Here is a 16,147-nt window from a genome sequence, read left to right on the forward strand (position 1 = left end):
TGCTGCAGCTTTTCCGAACTTTTTTTCTGGTCGTCGAAATCCCGCTTCCTTCGGGTTCGTCGATGCGTTACTTCCTGTCACCACCAATTTCGGGGCTGATTGCTTCGAAATTCGAGTTGGGTGCAAGTGACCGAAAGGAATTCATAAAACAGCTGAGAATCTCTAGGAACCGCATTAGAATTCATAATCCCCTATCATTCAATTGATATTTTGGATTAATATGGTAATCCTAAAGGGTCTGAACATAATTCCTCAAGAAACAGATCATCAAGGACAAAAATGCGTTATTTTTTTATCGACCGTATACTTGAATACAAGCAAGGTGAAAGCGCCAAAGCGGTCAAAAACATCACGTTAAGCGAGGATATTTTTGACGATCATTTCCCGGATCTGCCGATTTATCCCGGTGCTTATCTCATTGAATCAGCAGCTCAACTGGGTGGTTTTCTGGTTGAAATGACCGTCAACAAACCTGAAGTCATAAGTCGGGCGATGATGGGGCAAGTGGATCAGGCCAAGTTTTACCGTGCCGCCGAACCCGGAGACCAGCTTCTGCTGGAAGCTTGTCTTGAAAATATCATGGAGGATGCGGCTAAAATATGTGTACATATTTCATGCTCCGGCACAAAAGTGGCACGGGTTTTTCTGACCTTTATCCTGAAGAGAATCGACAATCTCAGGATTCATGAACAACGGCGGAGTTTGTATACTTTATGGACAAAACATATAGAGGATTTTCCGGAGATCCTGTAGTTATAACCGGCATAGGCATTGCCGTTTCAGAAAATCTCCGGGAGTATTTTCTCGGGGTCCGCGATTTTGTTTTATCCGATATGATCTCCTATGAATGCGAACCTTTTGATTATCTGCGTCAGCGGAAAACATTAAAATTCATGAGCAAGCAGGACAGACTTGCCCTGGAGGCTGCAGGCAAAGCGCTTGACATTGCCGCGATTCCGCAAGAAGTACTAAGTAATCATACCGGAGTTTTTATAACCGTTGGATATATACCTTTTGAATTCGACACTGCTGCGGAGCTTTGTAAAGGCTCCATGGAAAACGGCCGGTTCTCAATGCAACAATTTTCAACCACAGGGATTGACGACATAAATCCCCTGCTCGCCTTTGCCTGTCTGCCGAATATGCCAGCCCACCATGTGGCGATGAATTTTGAAATATTCGGCCAGTACTTCATCACCTATCCGGACAATATCCAATTTTATCATGCGCTGCAGGAATCGGTTCTGCGCCTGGTCCAGGGTGAAATTGACTGTGCCCTGGTGGGAGGCGTTGCCGATCAGAACAATTTTCTTGTAAGGCATCATTTTAACAAGGTCCGCCCTGATTCTGATTGTTTTGCTGCGGATTGCGGCGCCTTCATGGTGCTTGAAACAAAATCGGCAGCTCAAAAAAGACGAGCCGATATTGTGATGGAATTGGAATTCCTTGATCTGCAATGGGATGAACAATCCAATCCGCAGAAAAATAATCCAACAGACAGGATATGCCTGGGCCCGGCCGAGTTGCCATTCCATTTGGCATTGTTTACTGAAAACGACAGCCCAGAATACCGCCACCTGATCCAATGCAATGAAATCATTGCGCAAAGCAGGTGGAAAAAACCATGACAAACAGGGTGGTGATAACCGGGATGGGGGTTGTGTCACCCCTCGGCAATGACGTGAATCGCTTCAGGGATGCCCTCCTGCGTGGGGATAGCGGCATAGATACCATAACGCTTTTCCCCACCGCGGCACTGGAATCAAAAATCGGCGGCAAATGCACCCTCGACAATTATCAGTATAAAGACAGAAAAATTGATTTTGCGGTTTACGCCGCTGATGCGGCAATGAATAACGCCGATCAATCGGGCATACCTCTTCAGGACTCCCATGAGCAGGATCGTTGCGGCCTCAACATCGGTGTGGGGCTTGAGCTTTTTGACATGCTTGACATGGTTCGATTCAGCAGAAATCAATACCGAATTCCTGATGAAGATAAAAATGATCCTTGTTTTCTCCAGACCCCGGGAGATTTATGCGCTTCGGTGTTGCGGAAACGATTCGGATTCCGAACAGTGCCGCAGATCCATGTGTCCGCCTGTGCCGCGGCAACCGATGCAATCGGCAATGCTTTTCTGGCAATCCGCCGGGGGCAAAGAACCATGATGCTTGCCGGGGGAACCGATTCGATGCTCAACCCCTTGGGGTTGGCCGGATTTTGCAAACTCCAGGCCCTTTCAACCCGTAATGACGAACCTGCACGGGCATCGAGACCGTTTGACATCGGCCGTGACGGCTTTGTCCTTGGTGAAGGCGCGGGCATCCTGGTTCTGGAAGATTTTGAGTTCGCCAGGGCTCGGCAGGCAACGGTTTATGCGGAGATTGTCGGATATGGAAATGCCTTTGATGCTTACTCGGTAAGTGATCCCCACCCTGAAGGACGCGGGGCGTGTTTTGCCATGCAAAGAGCGTTTGAAATGGCATGCCTTGATCCGGTGCAGATTTCGTATATCAATGCCCATGGTACTTCGACCCTTAAAAACGATGTCATGGAAACCAGGGCGGTCAGGAAAATATTCGGAAAACATGCCGGGACAATTCCGATCAGTTCGACAAAATCCATGATCGGCCATCTCATTTCAGCAGCAGGGGCAGTCGAAGTGATTGCAGGAATTGCATGTGCACGAGTCGGGAAGGTGCATCCGACGATAAATCTTGATAATCCTGATCCGGACTGCGATCTGGATTATGTGGCACATCAAAGCCGCGATCACGAGGTTGAATATTTACTGAGCAACTCATTTGCATTCGGAGGTCAGAACGCAACCCTGATCCTCCGCATTCCGGCATAAAACAAGCCGATCACAGGATACCACCATGATCTACGATCTCATGCTCAAACGTCGTTCCGTAAGGCGTTTCACAAAAAGAAAGCCGTCAAAAAAAGCCCTTGAGATGCTGATCGGCGCCGCCGCCCTGGCCCCTTCCGCTTCAAATAAACAGCCGTGGCGTTTTCATGTGGTCAGGAATAAGGACTTGATCAAGGCGGCTGCCCGGGAAGTTGAAAAAGAACGACGGAAAGTCATCTTAATGGTCATTGAGGATTTCAGAGCACAATTTGCAGAGTATTCAAAAAATTTCCTTGCCTTTGAACACGCCCCGGCGCTGATTGTCCCGACCTGTCGGATCTTTCCGCTCTTATCCCATCTTCTTGATGAAAATGAGCAGAGCGGCTATTCCGGCATAATCAATAAAATCGAATATGATTCAGCAGTTATAAGTACGGCATGCGCCATCCAGAATATCCTGCTGATGGCCGAAGATATGGGTTTGGGGGCCTGCTGCATGACCGGTCCGTTGATTGCGACAGATGCGTTGAAGAAAACTTTAGCCATTCATGAAGATTGGGATATTGCCGCACTTATCGCGGTTGGTTATGCTGATGAAGCGCCGCCGATGCCCTCCCGGAAACCCATATCATCAATACTTAAATGGCATTTATGAAGGAGATAAAGAATAAAATGGGTATTTCAGAGCAGGAGATCCGGAAAACAATAATTGATGTAGTGTGCAGAAGCCTTGCGTGTGATCCTGAGGATATTCACTCGGATTCCCGGTTGATCATCGATCTTGGGATGGACTCCCTGGATTTTGTCGATGTTATTTTCACCTTAGAAAAGGTTTTTAAGGCAAAGGTGCGGGATTCTGAACTCAATAAACTCCTGCGGCCGGACAAAACCGCAATAGCGAAAATGCCCGCCCAATTAACCGATGATGAAATCAGAAATCTCCAACATCTCATCCCCGCCCTGCAAAAAGCAGCTGAAAATGGCCCGGTGTTGAGGCAGAACATGTTTGATTATATTACCATCGAAACACTTGTGCGGATGGTCACGGCGAAACTCGCCAATCAGGATTCCCGAGACAAAAAACATGAAACGGAAAATCGTGGATAAAGTTCTGGCACTGCTTATCATTGCAGGCGGGATTGCGCCATTTGTGATCCTGCTAATACTGTCGAACACAGCTCCGCAATTTGATCCGGCGGCAATGTACCGTCCCGAAGGGCCCCTTCTTTTACCGCAAGTTGATTTTTCCATACTCGAGCAACTGGTGGTCTGTTTTGTGTCTTTCGTCCTCAAGCCCTTATACGAGTTGATCGCCCTGATTATTGTAATAAAATTATGGCGCAGCACTGACCGCGAAACCGCGGCAATGCGGTATGGACTTATCGCTTTTTTTACCGGCGAGAATGCCTGCGCGCTCAATTATCTGTTGTTCCAGGAAAACAGTCTTGTTCTTGAATATCTGCATCTTTATGGAATGCTGGTCGGCTTTGGGTTTATCTGCTACTCCGTCCTGATAACCCTGGACGCAAGAATACTCAAATATTCATTACCAGAAAAAAAATGCGCCTTATTGTTTTTTTGTAAATCCTGTTATAAAAGCAGCCCGGTTTCCTGTACCATACGAAGACTTTTTCAACTGCTGCTGATTGCAGCCTCCCTGATCGCATTAATGCCGCTGGTCTCGCGGCTCGGTGGATATTTTGTGATCGGCAATGTATTCGGCACCCAGGTAGTGTTTGGCCATTCGCTGATTCAGCAGATCATGGAAACCCGTGTTTGCCCTGTGGTGGCGATCGTCTTTTTTGCGATTGCCTGGCTTGTGCTGCAGGTAAAAAAAGAAAAAGGCCTTGAACTTGCGAAAATTCTCTTTGCAATCGGCCTCGGGCCTTTAGGCTTTTCGATTATGCGCTTTATTGTTTTCTGGGGTTTTGCGCATAACCCTATTTGGGCCGATATCTGGGAAGAAATAACAGAATTTATTCTGATTGCGGCGATTTACTATCTGCTGTTTTTAAGCAGGGGTTCGGCGAGGAATGAAAAATCCATACGGCGCGAAAGTCATGTCGCATAAAGCCCTGTTCTCTGCTGTTCTTTTCTTCATGCTACTCTTTTTTGCCGCCCCGGTACAATGTGCGGACTATTCCTTTGGGAATATCCTTGATATCATGCGGCAACGCCATGAAAGCATCCGGGATTACCAATGCATCTATCATTCCTATACGGCACGGGGCAGTAAGATCCGTGATCAGAAATTCAAATATTATTTTAAAAAACAGAAACTCATTCGAATGGAATTATTGACCGGGATGTATGGCGGTGCAGTTCTTATCCATAATCCCGAAAAACATCCGGGCAAGATCAGGGTCCAGGCCGGCAATCCCTTGGTGTTGATGCTCCAGAAGACATTTCTCGGCGAATACTTTGATCTGGATTCGGAATGGGTGACCGACCTGCGGGGTAACGGTATCCATGAATCCGATTGGGGATGGTACATTGAAATTCACCGCCGACTTCTTTCTTCCGGTTCAGGCCGCTATGTCGGAGAGAAACAGTTGAATGGGGTTTCCGTGCTGTTTTATGAGCTTTTTTCCGAAGATCCGGAGAAAACCTTTTCCGTGAAAAGAGAAGAAGTGTGGATAGATCCCGTGTCGTATTTCCCGGTTAAATATATTCAGTATGACAAGGATGGAGTAATTATCCGGCAGGCCATAACTGAAGACCTTGCTTTTGATACCGGGGTGGATGAAGACCTTTTGGTGTTTGGCAAGGGGAAATAAAAATGCTGAAACGTGATATGTTTGTCCTTTTGACGGTGAGATATACAATCAGAGCACACGAGCGCAAATCATCTTGGAACTATATCTCCAAACAAGCATTTCCTTCCTTTGTTCTATAAGTTTTCCCCATACAGTTTGCGCAGTTCAATTTTAGCCTGTTCCAGAATCTGTTTCTGATCCGCGTCAAGGTTGGACCCGGCGCGGTTGATATAAAAAACCAGCATGGACATGGCGGAGCGGAATGGTTTCGACCTACGGCGGGTGCTGGTGTCTGCAGAGTGTTTCAGGGATCGGGCGATTCTTTCAGGATCTTTCCAGGTAAACACTCCCTGCTCGAGATCAAGGGCATCGCTTCCCCTGGTGACTTTTGCGGACCAGTTGGGGTCTTTATCTGTTTTATCCATTGAATCAAGAAATGTTCAGTTCACAGGAATACAAAGGGTTCAAGGTGGGGTCAGATTTCTGCCTTCAGGCCCTGCCAGCGGCGCCGCAGTTGACGATCAGATCATTTCACTTTGCAGGTTGAAATACCGAACAAGGCATAAGGAGGACACCAGCCGGTCAAACCTGTCGCCACGGGAATTATTCCCAAATAGGCCCAGGGTGTTTTCGGCCCCCAGAAAGCAAGGGAAAGTATAACAATGCCCACGGTTATCCTGATAATTCTTTCAATGCCACCGATATTTTTCTTCATGAGTGGTTCTCCTGTTGCATGTATAAAATAAAGCTCCTGAAATTTAAAATTGTCCCCGGGGACTTAAACGCGCGGGAAATTTTGTTTTTTTAAAAATATTCTCAGCAGGACGTTTTCATGAAGCAATCCATAATCTTGCTTCTTCAAGTTGTCCTGCGGAAAAGTGTTTGATCTGGGCCGAGACGAAGTGGGAGGCAAGATGTTCAGCGGCGTTGCCCATTGGAGAATCAGTGACCACAGCAACTTTTTTGATCTTCTTGTGATGATCCCTGACAAAGCGGAAATGTCGGACTGCGGCACCAATGTCTTCCCAGCCTGGAAAATTTGCTATCTCAAGAATGAGTCCGGCGAGCCCCCCGGTCTTTTCAATGAACGGATCAACGGTTTTAGCAAGCTCATCAAAATCTTCTTTGCGTAAAGGACCGGTTGGTCGGACATGAAATACCGATTGGTTTTGGTCTAAATTATTAAAAATCATCATCTACCTCATTTAATCAAAAGAATACCTGTTTAAGAAAATTAAAAAAATCGGGATGTATTTTTATGATTTCAGTCTAGTCACAGGAATGAAAAGAAAGTCAAGATGATATTAATTTCAGGAATTATCTGAAATGATTTGCACCCATAAAAATGCAATCATCCGATCCTTGTTTAAATATTTGAAAGCAGTATATAGTGGTTATGAAAATAATCCTCGAACCTATGAGTCGTCGTTCTTGCTCATAGACCATACATGAGCACAATGGAGGGCCAAATTATGAATCCCAACATCCTGGTAGCCATAGACAGTTCAAATTATTATCAGAACATTCTGCATTATCTACAGTTGTTATTATTGAAGCAGCCGGCAATTCAATTTAAATTATTGAGCATAGTTCCGTGTCACATGAGTCTAGCCGGCAAGGAATGGCTGGATCAACAGGAATTGATGTCAGTCATTGATGCCTCCACCAGAAAAAAATTCAATGAGTGCACAAATCATCTGCATTATGTGAAACAAAAATTTCTTGAATCAGGCTTTCGGGAAGAGCAGCTTGAGACCGAGGTTCGTCTGTCAAAGGCGGGAATTGCCGCCGATCTTGTCAACGAGGAACAAAAAAAGATGTATGATGCCGTGGTCATCGGCAAAAAAGATTTAAGCGTTATTGAAAGAATGATCGTCGGCTCTACTTCCACTGACGTATTGATAAAGAATCACGGATTGCCGGTGTGGATCATCAATGGCACGGTTCAGTCGCCCAGAATTCTGGTGCCGGTGGATTGCACGGCCCATACCCTGAATGCGGTTGATCATCTGGCTTTCATTCTGAAAGATAATCCGGTGGCGGAAATCACCCTTTTTCATTCCCGTTCTTTATTTGCAAGTGAATACATCACTCCCAGTGAACAGTTATATGATAAATGGGGCAAGGACTGGTGCGATAAACATCTGCAGGGTGAAAAGGAAGGTCACTTTCATTTCAGTGCCGCGGAACAGATCCTCAAAGAGGCAGGATTCCCCCTTGAACGGGTGACGCGGCTTGAAACCCATGAAGGCATAGAGCCCGGTCAGCAGATCGTCAAGCATGTCAAACATGACAAATTCGGCACCATTGTCATGGGCCGCCGCCACAAGGATGTCGGCAAGGGGATTTTTCAGGGTGTTTCTGACCGGGTGCTTGCCAATGTCAGCGATGTAGCCATCTGGATATTGGGGTAACTATCAGGCACAAAAAACATATAACTCGAAGGATAAAAATTCCCCCCTGATCTCAAATAATCTCTTCCAGTGTATCAGGATCAATCTTTTTCAGGGCGTATTCAATATCACGACGAAAATACTTGCTCCCCCATCTCTGTGCCAATAAGTCTTTGAGTATCGGCACGGCTTTCTTTGCCTTGGGACCTAATTTCGTGAGGCTTCCTACGGCATGTGTTTTGATGATGTTTTCATTGTTATCCGACAATAAGTCTATCATGGCATTGACAACCTCATCATCAGCAGAACCAATGGAACCAAGGGCGTCAATCGCCTCCAGGCGTACCCATTCATCTTCATCATTCAAGGTTTCGATAAGTGCCGGAGCGGCATCTTTGGCGTCAGCCCCTATCTTACCCAAGGCTTCAGCGGCATATTTACGAACAGTAGCGTCCATGTCTGAAAGTCTATGAATCAAAGGCTCCACCGCATAGATCGCGTTTGATCCGATCTCTCCCAATTCCCTGGCAGAGGTTGCTCGATATTGAGCATTGTCCGAAGTCAATGCCGCAAGCAAAACCGGTTTAAAGGAATTCAACCGGAGATCCAAAGTTTCCGGAAGAAAAGCATACGCCCTGGTATCTACAAAAGGATAGGCTTTTGTGCTGAGCGGGAGCGGCGGGTAATCCGGCATCAGTACTACCACCGGAACATACCCCCTGGCATTGACACGGAAGGTAAAGCTCCCGCCAAACCATCCTGCCCTGCGGTGGGGTTTCTTGATCTCGTAATGACCGTTTTCATCGGAGGTCGCGGAAACCCGGACCCAGTAATTACCAAAATGCGGATCAGGGCTGTCATAGCACCACCATTCTGCCATAACCCCGGCGGCTTTTACGGGCTTTCCGCATGAAATCAAGCAATTTTTTTTCCGGCCAATCCTTTTCTAAAAACAAGACCGGGAAAAACGTGAAACCAATTGTTGAACTTATTCATCTCTGACGAAAAAATTTATTAATTTCTTACACATAAAACATGCTAAGCTTGATGGACCAGCAGGCTGAATCCGGTTGGCGGGTTAACTGTAGAAAATAATGATACTTTTAATGTCATGAAAAATTATCCTATCAATCATAACCTGTCAATACTAAGTGTTCAAATTACGATAGAACAATTAGAACTCCCAGCCAGCTTCTTTTTATGATAATTTGGCAAAGAAGTAAGATGAGTATATTCAGAAATCTTATTACCAATTCCTTATATCCGGGAGACAGATTTAATTTTTCTCTCCAGCTTGAAGGAGACTGATTTTTTTCACCTGTTTTTGCTGAAAATCAGGTAAGCACCCAGAGGGCATACACTTCGACTCCGGTCTGTCCCCCGGATTGGAAGTAAGAAAAAATAAAATCTATTTGATTATTATTCACGCATGAACGGCATATTTCGACAAGATTATTAATCTTCCGGTAAACTGTTTTAAACAGAGTATTGATTGCTTCTAAACATGGCGTCATAACTCCCTTATTGGCTGCAGTCGCGGCTATGGATTGCAAAGGAATATCCAATGACCGGTGGAACAAAATTTTTCCACATCACCCATCCCCGATATCTTCTTCATGATACCGGCGGCGAAGAACACCCGGATACCCCGGAGCGGCTCAAGGTGATTGCCACCGCCCTGGCCGATTTCGACGCCATCTGCACGGCATCAACCGTGGTAGCAATTCCGGCGCCGAAGAAATGGCTGCAGACGGTTCACACCGAAAATTATCTCCTGCGCTTTGAGGAAACCGCCCTTTCAGGAGGGAGCTACCTCGGTCACCCGGACAACCAGCTCTGTTACGAGACATACGAAATAGCCATTCTTGCCGCAGGCGCTGGCCTTACCGGCATTGATCTGCTTGAAAAAGAGCCTGGCAGCCGAATATTCTGCAGTGTGCGGCCTCCCGGTCATCATGCTGAAGAGGCTGTGGCCCTGGGCTTCTGTTTCTTAAATAACACGGCAATTGCCGCGCGCTACTGGCAGGAGAAATATTTCCGGCGCCGAATTGCAATAATTGATTTTGACGCCCATCACGGCAACGGCATCCAAAACGCCTTTGAAGAAGATCCGGACATTTTATACGTCAGTACCCATGAGCACCCCACCTTCAGCTTTCCTGGAACCGGTTATGCCGAGGAAACAGGCACCGGCCCCGGCAAGGGAACAACCTTGAATATCCCTCTGCTCCCTGGTGCTGGGGACGCAGAAGTGAAAAAAGCCCTTGCTGAACAGATAGTCCCGGCGCTGGAAAAATTCCGTCCGGAGGCCTTGCTTATTGCGGCAGGCTTTGACGGCCATCAACTTGATGATATGTCCGGCCTGTCATTTTCCACACAACTTTATAATCATCTGGGGCGCACCATCGCAGCCCTTGGCAGGGATCTTTGCAGCGGCAGAGTAGTATCGATTCTCGAAGGCGGCTACCAGCTGCCGAGCCTTTCAGCGTCGGTTAAGGAATACTGCAGAGGGATTATCGAACATACAGAATGAGGCCCGAACATGTTTGTGACAAATTTCATGACTGAAAAGGTTACCACGGTGAATCCGGAGATGTTGCTGCCGCAGGTGAAAGATCTGCTGAGCAAGGGGAAGTTCAGGCATTTACCGGTTATTGATGCCTCGGGGAAATTGACCGGAATCCTTACCGACCGGGATCTGCGCAGCGCTTACCCTTCTGCGGTGATTGACGAAGCGGAAAGAGCCAGATACCTCAACCGTTTTAATCAAATGAAAGTCAGCGAGATCATGACTGAGGCGGTGGCCCGGTTAACCCTTCGCTCAACACTTGATGACGCCCTGCTGCAATTTGACCGGGAAAAAATCGGTGCCCTGCCTGTGGTGGATGATGAGCAGAAAGTTGTCGGGATTCTCTCTGTGCAGGATTTACTTGCCGCCTATAAGCAATTATTCGGTCTGGGGGAAAAAGGTTCCGCATTGATTGCCGTGAAAGATGACGGCAAACCGCATCCTCTTACCAGACTTACTGAAGTCTTAGAAAACAAAAAGGTTCCTTTCTCCCGGCTGATCAGAGATGTTCGTTCCGCATCAAATACCGGATCGGGTTTGATATATATCAGGGTGCATACCCATAATATCAGTGGAATACATACGGCATTGGCATCAGCCGGATTCAGCACGGTTACACCGGCAGCGTAATGAAACAGCTGCATGAATTCGGCGATGTTCAGTAACCGGGTCATCCCTTCCTGCGATGTCTTTTGACCGAGGGAAAGAGTTTTATGGATATGGATGAATATCAAAAACACCTGGGGCGTGCCAGGGCTTCCGGTTCATAGCAGGGGCATGTAATTCTTGAAATTAATATTATGATCCATCACTCCTTCGATTCAGAAAAAAGTCGCCGCCTTGAATAACAATATGGGACATTCTATATTGCCCGGTTTCAGGTATCATTGCGCCGTCTGAACCACCCGGAAGTCCCGGCCTCCGAAGGTGATAGTGCCTTCGCGGCCACTCTGCCCAGGATTGGGGTTAACCCGGTAGCTCACTGTGCCGTTGCCGCTTCCGGGGCTGCCGGACAGGATGCCGATCCAGGCCTGATTGTTGATGGCCTTCCATTCGCACCCTTCAGGAGCGGTGACGGCAATGGTGTCGGTGCCGCCGCTGCTGCCGAAGGATTTGCTTTCCGGGGAGAGGGAAACGGTGCAGGGTGCCGCTTCCTGACTTATTGGGAAAACTGTATCGTTGATGGTGATGGCACCGGCCCGGGGCCGGGTTTCAATGTTCTGAGTCACCTGGTATCTGATTGAAGCGTCTTCAGAGGCTGGGTAGATAATAATCCAGCTTGAATCGCTGGAAGCCTGCCATGCGCAGCCGGATTCAATGGCGATTTCGATTTCCGCGACCCCGGCATTGTGGTCAAACGATGCCGACTCGGGGGAAAGAACTGGGGTATTGCACAGGTCTTTGCCGCCGAATCTCCGGAATGTCTGCAAGATCGGGAAAGACTTGCCGGCAATGGTGATTTCGCCTTCCCGGGTTCTGTTGATGGCGGCATCAACGCTGTATTGCAATTCACCGCTGCCAAAGCAGCGCCGCACAGGATGCATGTTGCCGTAATCGCGGTCGATCCGGGCGATTAACGGCTTATCCACCGGTTTGCGGAGCGTTGGTTTCTGCGGGATGTTTTCCTTTTTCTTGAACAGATCAATGGCGTTACTGGTGAGGGATTCCGATGAGGGCAGATGCAGCTGGGCGCAGTCGAATGAGGTGATGTGAATCCAGGGAAAGGCGCTGGAAGCCTCCCAGCCGCAGAGTTCCTGGGTTGCGACCTTGATGCTGCCGGTTGCCCCGATGTGTGAAACCACCGCTCTTTCCGGGGTCAGTGTGTAGAGGCAGGCAACGTCTTTCTGTACCACGGTGAAGACCTTACCTGCGGCGAAGATCCTGCCGGTGCGTTCCGACCCCTGGGTAAGAGGCGCTACATCGAAATTGACCAGGATTCTTTCAGTGCTGTTTCCGGGGAGGGATTCGGTGATGGTTATCCAGTCTTCCCTTGACCGGGCGCTGAAGTTTCTGCAAGATTCGGTGTCAATACCGTCGTCAACGATCTCAATGCCGAAGGTCCCGGATCCGCCGCTCCGGGGGAATTCCTGCTGCTGCGGTGACAAATTGTATTCGCAGGGTTTCGCCTGCTGGGTGACAATAATGGTTACATCCGGGTTGGTTCCCGGAGTCCGAATGGTGATGGTCCCGATGCGTGTTGTTCTCGACCGGTTTGGCGTCACTGAAAACTCTATGGATCTGTATTCTTCTCCGGTGATGGTGATCCAACCCACATTGCTCTCTGCCACCCAGCTGCTGCAGAAATCAAGGTCTGTGGTGTTTGAGGCCGATAATTGGGCGAGATTCACCTGCCCTGTGCCGCCGTCATGGCCGAAACTGTGATTGGTCGGTGAAAATGTCAACGGGCAGGGAACTCCCGGCTGAGTCACGGGGAAGAACTTGTCCGATACGCTGATATTCACGGTCCTGGGTATATGGCTGATGTTCTGCCATGCGCTGTATTCTACCCTGCCGTTGCCACTGCCGGAGTTGTCGGAAGTGATTTGAAGCCAGTTCGCGTCAGTAAGAACATGCCATTCGCAGTTGCTTGTGTTGATCACGTCAAAATATCCGGCACCTCCTTCGACAGGAAGGAATCCAGCGGCCGGAGCAAGGGTGAGTGGACAGACGCCGTATTGAGTCACGGCATGGGTCTGACCGGCAATGGTGATGGCGCCGGTCCGCGGCCACGGACCTGTATGAGCTTGAACGGTATAGGGGCGGGGCGGCTGATTGGAGAGGATACTTATCCAGCTGTCGTTACTCTCAGCCTGGCCTTGTTGGCTACAGTAATATGAGCAATACTGGTTGTGAATGCTCGTGTCAAGAAAGAGGCGAATCTCCCCGCTTCCGCCAGGTGGGTTGAATGATCTTGCCGACGGATTCAGACTATAGGCGCACGGTTTTTTGTCCTGGATAATCCTGACCGATGTGCCAACGATCCTGATGTTTCCCGTGCGGGTGCGGTGAGGTTGATATTCGTCCGGGTGTGTGTTCGGGGCGACGGTGACCGCCACTGTGCCGTTTCCATACCCTGAACTTTCTCCGTCGAAACTTATCCAGGACTGATTATAATAATCAAGTGAGGTGGCCCAGGGACATTCGGGCCCGGTCGTGATCGTAAACTGGCTGGTCCCGCCCTGGTTGGGGATAGGTATATCCACAGCTGAAAGGCTGTAACGGCATTCCGTTGATGGGGTGCGCTGGGTGACGGTAAAATTTTGCCCGGCCATGAGTATGTGTCCGGTTCTTTCTGCACCGGTATTATTCGGAGCCACGCTGTATCCGGACCGACCGGTGCCTGTGCCTGAGACGTTGGCATCAAGGGTGATCCAGGTGCTGTCGCTCGTCGTGGTCCAGGGGCATACGTCCTGTGTGTCAACTTCGACACTGCCGACGCCGCCTTGAGGCTGAAACGTGATTCCGCGATAGGGGAGTTCATACTGGCAGGCGGCCTGGCTGATCTGTACGGTTCTCCAGGTCCCATCGACCCTGATGGTTGCGGCGCGTGAGCCGCCGGGATAGTTGAGACCGACACTGTAGGACAGGGTGGCGTTGCCGGTTCCCTCAGCCGGTGTGATGAAAGTGATCCAGTCGGCATCGGTTTCAACATGCCAGGGACAATAATTGTAGTTGGCGGTGATGGAGAATGATCCCTGGCCGCCCATGACATCATAGGAATTACTTTGATAGGGAACTGAAACATCCAGTTCGCAGTGACCTTGAGTAACCGGTACTCTTGTTCCGCCAACGGTGATGCTGCCGTTTCTGCTCGAAGAAGAGCTGTTTGCGGCAACCGAGAGATTCAGGGTGCCGTTGCCGTCTCCGGGATCTGCGTAATTGATCGTGATCCAGGAGGGATCATTGCTTGTGGCGGTCCAGGCGCATTCGTAAGGGATAAAGTGATGGGACGGATTGTCCACCGAGACACTGATCGATGGTTCGCAGCCGCCGGGGGAGCAGGAAATGTGATCCGGAGAGAACCCGTAATCGCAGACAGCCGACTGCCTGACAAGATACGAAGACGTTTCCACCTGGATCGTTCCGGTTCTTGAAACATGATAATTTGATGCCCAGACCTTATAATCCACCGTGCCGTTGCCGATTCCGGATATTTCGGATAGGACTTCAAGCATCCAGCGAGAGTTGTTGGACACGGTCCAGGGGCAATGGTCGCCGGTGCGGATCTGAAACGAGCCCCTGCCGCCCTCGGCGGTGAAATCCCTCGGCAACGTGAGAAGGTCGTACAGGCAGATGGGCTGTTGCATCACGGTGAAGGTCTGCCCTGCCGCTGTGATTCTCCCGGTACGGGGATTGACGCCGGGATTGGCTGCCACCGAAAAGATCACTGCCTGTTTTCCGGAGCCGGTGATTCCGGATGTAATGGATATCCAGTCATTCTGGGCCACGGCGTTCCAGGAACAGCCGTCCGGAGCGTTCACCATGAACTCCCCCTGGCCGTTGTCAGGTCCGAACATCTGATCAGGCCGGGACAGATCCGCTTTGCATCCACCTGCCTGGCTCACGGAAACCGTTTTCCCGGCAATATTGATGGTGCCGGTTCTGTCGTTCACCTGATTGTTCGGCAGCACCCGGAATTTGACGGTATCGCTCTCCGTGCCGGCTGCGCCGTTTGTAATGGCAAGCCAGTTGGGATCATTACTCACCGCGGTCCACCGGCATTCACCTGTGACTGTTACCTCAACACCACTCTCGCCCCCGGAGGGATCAATAACAACGGCTGTCGGCGAAACGGTTATGGTGCATTTGTCACCAGAAGGCTTTTCCTTTTTTTCATCAGGAAACTTCTCGTGAAGTCCCTTGAAGCGGCTGTCGGAGTCTTTTTCCATGATGTCAAAACGAGAATGCGAAAGACCGGTTTTGTCCATGGCGGCATGAGAACCATTGGGCCCAAGAATGCACAAGAAGAGTGTCATGATCAGCAGAAATTGCCCAATGAGTTTTACGACAAAAGGGATATTTCCGCTGCCGCCCAAAAATTGTGATTCACTGTTTTGTCGAATAATGATAGATGGTTGAGGTCTTGTTGATGGAATCGGGGCAAGTCTGCCGTAAGGGTATTTTGCGGGGTTGTCCAAAGAATTCATCTGAGCACCTGTTTAGAAATTCTTATGTTAACTCGATATGTACTTCAATAAATTGATAATTCCCAAATTTCTAAAAAATTACCATAAAATTTCCGGGATCATTGAAATATTTTCAACCGTCCAATAATGGATACGTTGAATGGAGAAAATCTCAAATATGCCAGAGGCTGACAAGAGTTCAATCGCCTTCTGTCACATTGCGGCATTCGATATATCAAGAAGAAACTGAGAAAATGAGTGCCATTGAAATTGCCAGGTGATCCTGCTCTTTCAGAGGATCAGATTGAGGTTGTTCCGGGGGTTCCGGAACCGAAGGAATGACAGATGTGATTGCCTTGACTATTGAGGATGCCTTTTGACCTCCCCCTTTCAGTTTATAATGAAAAGGGAATAATCCTGGAGATTGCCAAGGCGTTTGGATATAGCAGTAA

The 16,147-nt window shown here is 48.8% G+C and carries 15 protein-coding genes; 10 read left to right on the forward strand and 5 right to left on the reverse strand.

The annotated features are described in order from the left end of the window. Positions 1-279: 279 nt before the first annotated feature. The 7 genes from KKE17_00730 to KKE17_00760 are packed head-to-tail and all read left to right on the forward strand — an operon-like array spanning position 280 to position 5,628. Positions 280-753, forward strand: a complete 474-nt coding sequence (locus tag KKE17_00730) for a beta-hydroxyacyl-ACP dehydratase (protein ID MBU1708505.1) — start codon at positions 280-282, stop codon at positions 751-753. Further along, on the forward strand, positions 714-1,628 hold the full coding sequence (locus KKE17_00735; GenBank protein MBU1708506.1) for a hypothetical protein: 915 nt from the start codon (positions 714-716) through the stop codon (positions 1,626-1,628). The genes KKE17_00730 and KKE17_00735 overlap by 40 nt, the downstream gene beginning before the upstream one ends. Continuing rightward, positions 1,625-2,854: a beta-ketoacyl-[acyl-carrier-protein] synthase family protein gene (locus KKE17_00740; GenBank protein ID MBU1708507.1), complete on the forward strand. Its 1,230-nt coding sequence runs from the start codon at positions 1,625-1,627 to the stop codon at positions 2,852-2,854. Before KKE17_00735 ends, KKE17_00740 begins: the two co-directional genes overlap by 4 nt. 25 nt (positions 2,855-2,879) lie before the next feature. Next, positions 2,880-3,506, forward strand: coding sequence for a nitroreductase family protein (locus KKE17_00745; GenBank protein ID MBU1708508.1), 627 nt, complete (start codon positions 2,880-2,882; stop codon positions 3,504-3,506). A gap of 17 nt (positions 3,507-3,523) precedes the next feature. Further along, entirely contained in the window at positions 3,524-3,958 is a 435-nt protein-coding gene (locus KKE17_00750; protein ID MBU1708509.1) for an acyl carrier protein, read from the forward strand. After that, complete coding sequence (locus tag KKE17_00755; GenBank protein MBU1708510.1) at positions 3,936-4,922, forward strand: hypothetical protein; 987 nt, start codon at positions 3,936-3,938, stop codon at positions 4,920-4,922. The genes KKE17_00750 and KKE17_00755 overlap by 23 nt, the downstream gene beginning before the upstream one ends. Continuing rightward, positions 4,885-5,628 carry an outer membrane lipoprotein-sorting protein gene (locus KKE17_00760; protein ID MBU1708511.1) on the forward strand — a complete coding sequence of 248 codons (744 nt, stop codon included), beginning with the start codon at positions 4,885-4,887 and terminating at the stop codon, positions 5,626-5,628. Before KKE17_00755 ends, KKE17_00760 begins: the two co-directional genes overlap by 38 nt. A 113-nt stretch (positions 5,629-5,741) precedes the next feature. Here KKE17_00760 and KKE17_00765 read toward each other — a convergent pair whose 3' ends face one another. From KKE17_00765 to KKE17_00775, 3 genes are all read right to left on the reverse strand, one after another. Then, complete coding sequence (locus KKE17_00765) at positions 5,742-6,032, reverse strand: DUF3175 domain-containing protein (GenBank protein MBU1708512.1); 291 nt, start codon at positions 6,030-6,032, stop codon at positions 5,742-5,744. Between the two features lie 101 nt (positions 6,033-6,133). Next, positions 6,134-6,322, reverse strand: coding sequence for a DUF2892 domain-containing protein (locus tag KKE17_00770; GenBank protein ID MBU1708513.1), 189 nt, complete (start codon positions 6,320-6,322; stop codon positions 6,134-6,136). A gap of 115 nt (positions 6,323-6,437) precedes the next feature. After that, on the reverse strand, positions 6,438-6,800 hold the full coding sequence (locus KKE17_00775; protein ID MBU1708514.1) for an STAS/SEC14 domain-containing protein: 363 nt from the start codon (positions 6,798-6,800) through the stop codon (positions 6,438-6,440). A 279-nt stretch (positions 6,801-7,079) separates the two neighbouring features. On the opposite strand from KKE17_00775, the gene KKE17_00780 reads away from it, so the two are divergent. Next, positions 7,080-8,021 (forward strand): universal stress protein, encoded by a 942-nt coding sequence (locus tag KKE17_00780; GenBank protein MBU1708515.1) that lies wholly within the window; start codon positions 7,080-7,082, stop codon positions 8,019-8,021. A 52-nt stretch (positions 8,022-8,073) separates the two neighbouring features. On the opposite strand, the gene KKE17_00785 is transcribed toward KKE17_00780, so the two are convergent. Next, positions 8,074-8,919 (reverse strand): HEAT repeat domain-containing protein, encoded by an 846-nt coding sequence (locus KKE17_00785; protein MBU1708516.1) that lies wholly within the window; start codon positions 8,917-8,919, stop codon positions 8,074-8,076. Positions 8,920-9,564: 645 nt separating this feature from the next. Here KKE17_00785 and KKE17_00790 point away from each other — a divergent pair. Together KKE17_00790 and KKE17_00795 are read left to right on the forward strand one after the other, a co-directional pair. After that, entirely contained in the window at positions 9,565-10,533 is a 969-nt protein-coding gene (locus KKE17_00790) for a histone deacetylase (GenBank protein ID MBU1708517.1), read from the forward strand. A 9-nt stretch (positions 10,534-10,542) separates the two neighbouring features. Beyond that, a complete protein-coding gene (locus KKE17_00795) occupies positions 10,543-11,199 on the forward strand; it encodes a CBS domain-containing protein (GenBank protein MBU1708518.1) in 657 nt (218 codons plus the stop codon). 254 nt (positions 11,200-11,453) lie between these two features. On the opposite strand, the gene KKE17_00800 is transcribed toward KKE17_00795, so the two are convergent. Beyond that, positions 11,454-15,716, reverse strand: coding sequence for a hypothetical protein (locus KKE17_00800; GenBank protein ID MBU1708519.1), 4,263 nt, complete (start codon positions 15,714-15,716; stop codon positions 11,454-11,456). Positions 15,717-16,147: the final 431 nt, after the last annotated feature.

The organism is Pseudomonadota bacterium (assembly GCA_018823135.1).
Lineage (GTDB): Bacteria > Desulfobacterota > Desulfobulbia > Desulfobulbales > CALZHT01 > JAHJJF01.

What these genes read in the sequence shown, in the direction of transcription:
- KKE17_00730 (MBU1708505.1), top strand. Translation starts at nt 280, where the DNA reads ATGCGTTATTTTTTTATCGACCGTATACTTGAATACAAGCAAGGTGAA.
- KKE17_00735 (MBU1708506.1), top strand. Translation starts at nt 714, where the DNA reads ATGGACAAAACATATAGAGGATTTTCCGGAGATCCTGTAGTTATAACC.
- KKE17_00740 (MBU1708507.1), top strand. Translation starts at nt 1,625, where the DNA reads ATGACAAACAGGGTGGTGATAACCGGGATGGGGGTTGTGTCACCCCTC.
- KKE17_00745 (MBU1708508.1), top strand. Translation starts at nt 2,880, where the DNA reads ATGATCTACGATCTCATGCTCAAACGTCGTTCCGTAAGGCGTTTCACA.
- KKE17_00750 (MBU1708509.1), top strand. Translation starts at nt 3,524, where the DNA reads ATGGGTATTTCAGAGCAGGAGATCCGGAAAACAATAATTGATGTAGTG.
- KKE17_00755 (MBU1708510.1), top strand. Translation starts at nt 3,936, where the DNA reads ATGAAACGGAAAATCGTGGATAAAGTTCTGGCACTGCTTATCATTGCA.
- KKE17_00760 (MBU1708511.1), top strand. Translation starts at nt 4,885, where the DNA reads ATGAAAAATCCATACGGCGCGAAAGTCATGTCGCATAAAGCCCTGTTC.
- KKE17_00765 (MBU1708512.1), bottom strand. Translation starts at nt 6,032, where the DNA reads ATGGATAAAACAGATAAAGACCCCAACTGGTCCGCAAAAGTCACCAGG.
- KKE17_00770 (MBU1708513.1), bottom strand. Translation starts at nt 6,322, where the DNA reads ATGAAGAAAAATATCGGTGGCATTGAAAGAATTATCAGGATAACCGTG.
- KKE17_00775 (MBU1708514.1), bottom strand. Translation starts at nt 6,800, where the DNA reads ATGATTTTTAATAATTTAGACCAAAACCAATCGGTATTTCATGTCCGA.
- KKE17_00780 (MBU1708515.1), top strand. Translation starts at nt 7,080, where the DNA reads ATGAATCCCAACATCCTGGTAGCCATAGACAGTTCAAATTATTATCAG.
- KKE17_00790 (MBU1708517.1), top strand. Translation starts at nt 9,565, where the DNA reads ATGACCGGTGGAACAAAATTTTTCCACATCACCCATCCCCGATATCTT.
- KKE17_00795 (MBU1708518.1), top strand. Translation starts at nt 10,543, where the DNA reads ATGTTTGTGACAAATTTCATGACTGAAAAGGTTACCACGGTGAATCCG.
- KKE17_00800 (MBU1708519.1), bottom strand. Translation starts at nt 15,716, where the DNA reads ATGAATTCTTTGGACAACCCCGCAAAATACCCTTACGGCAGACTTGCC.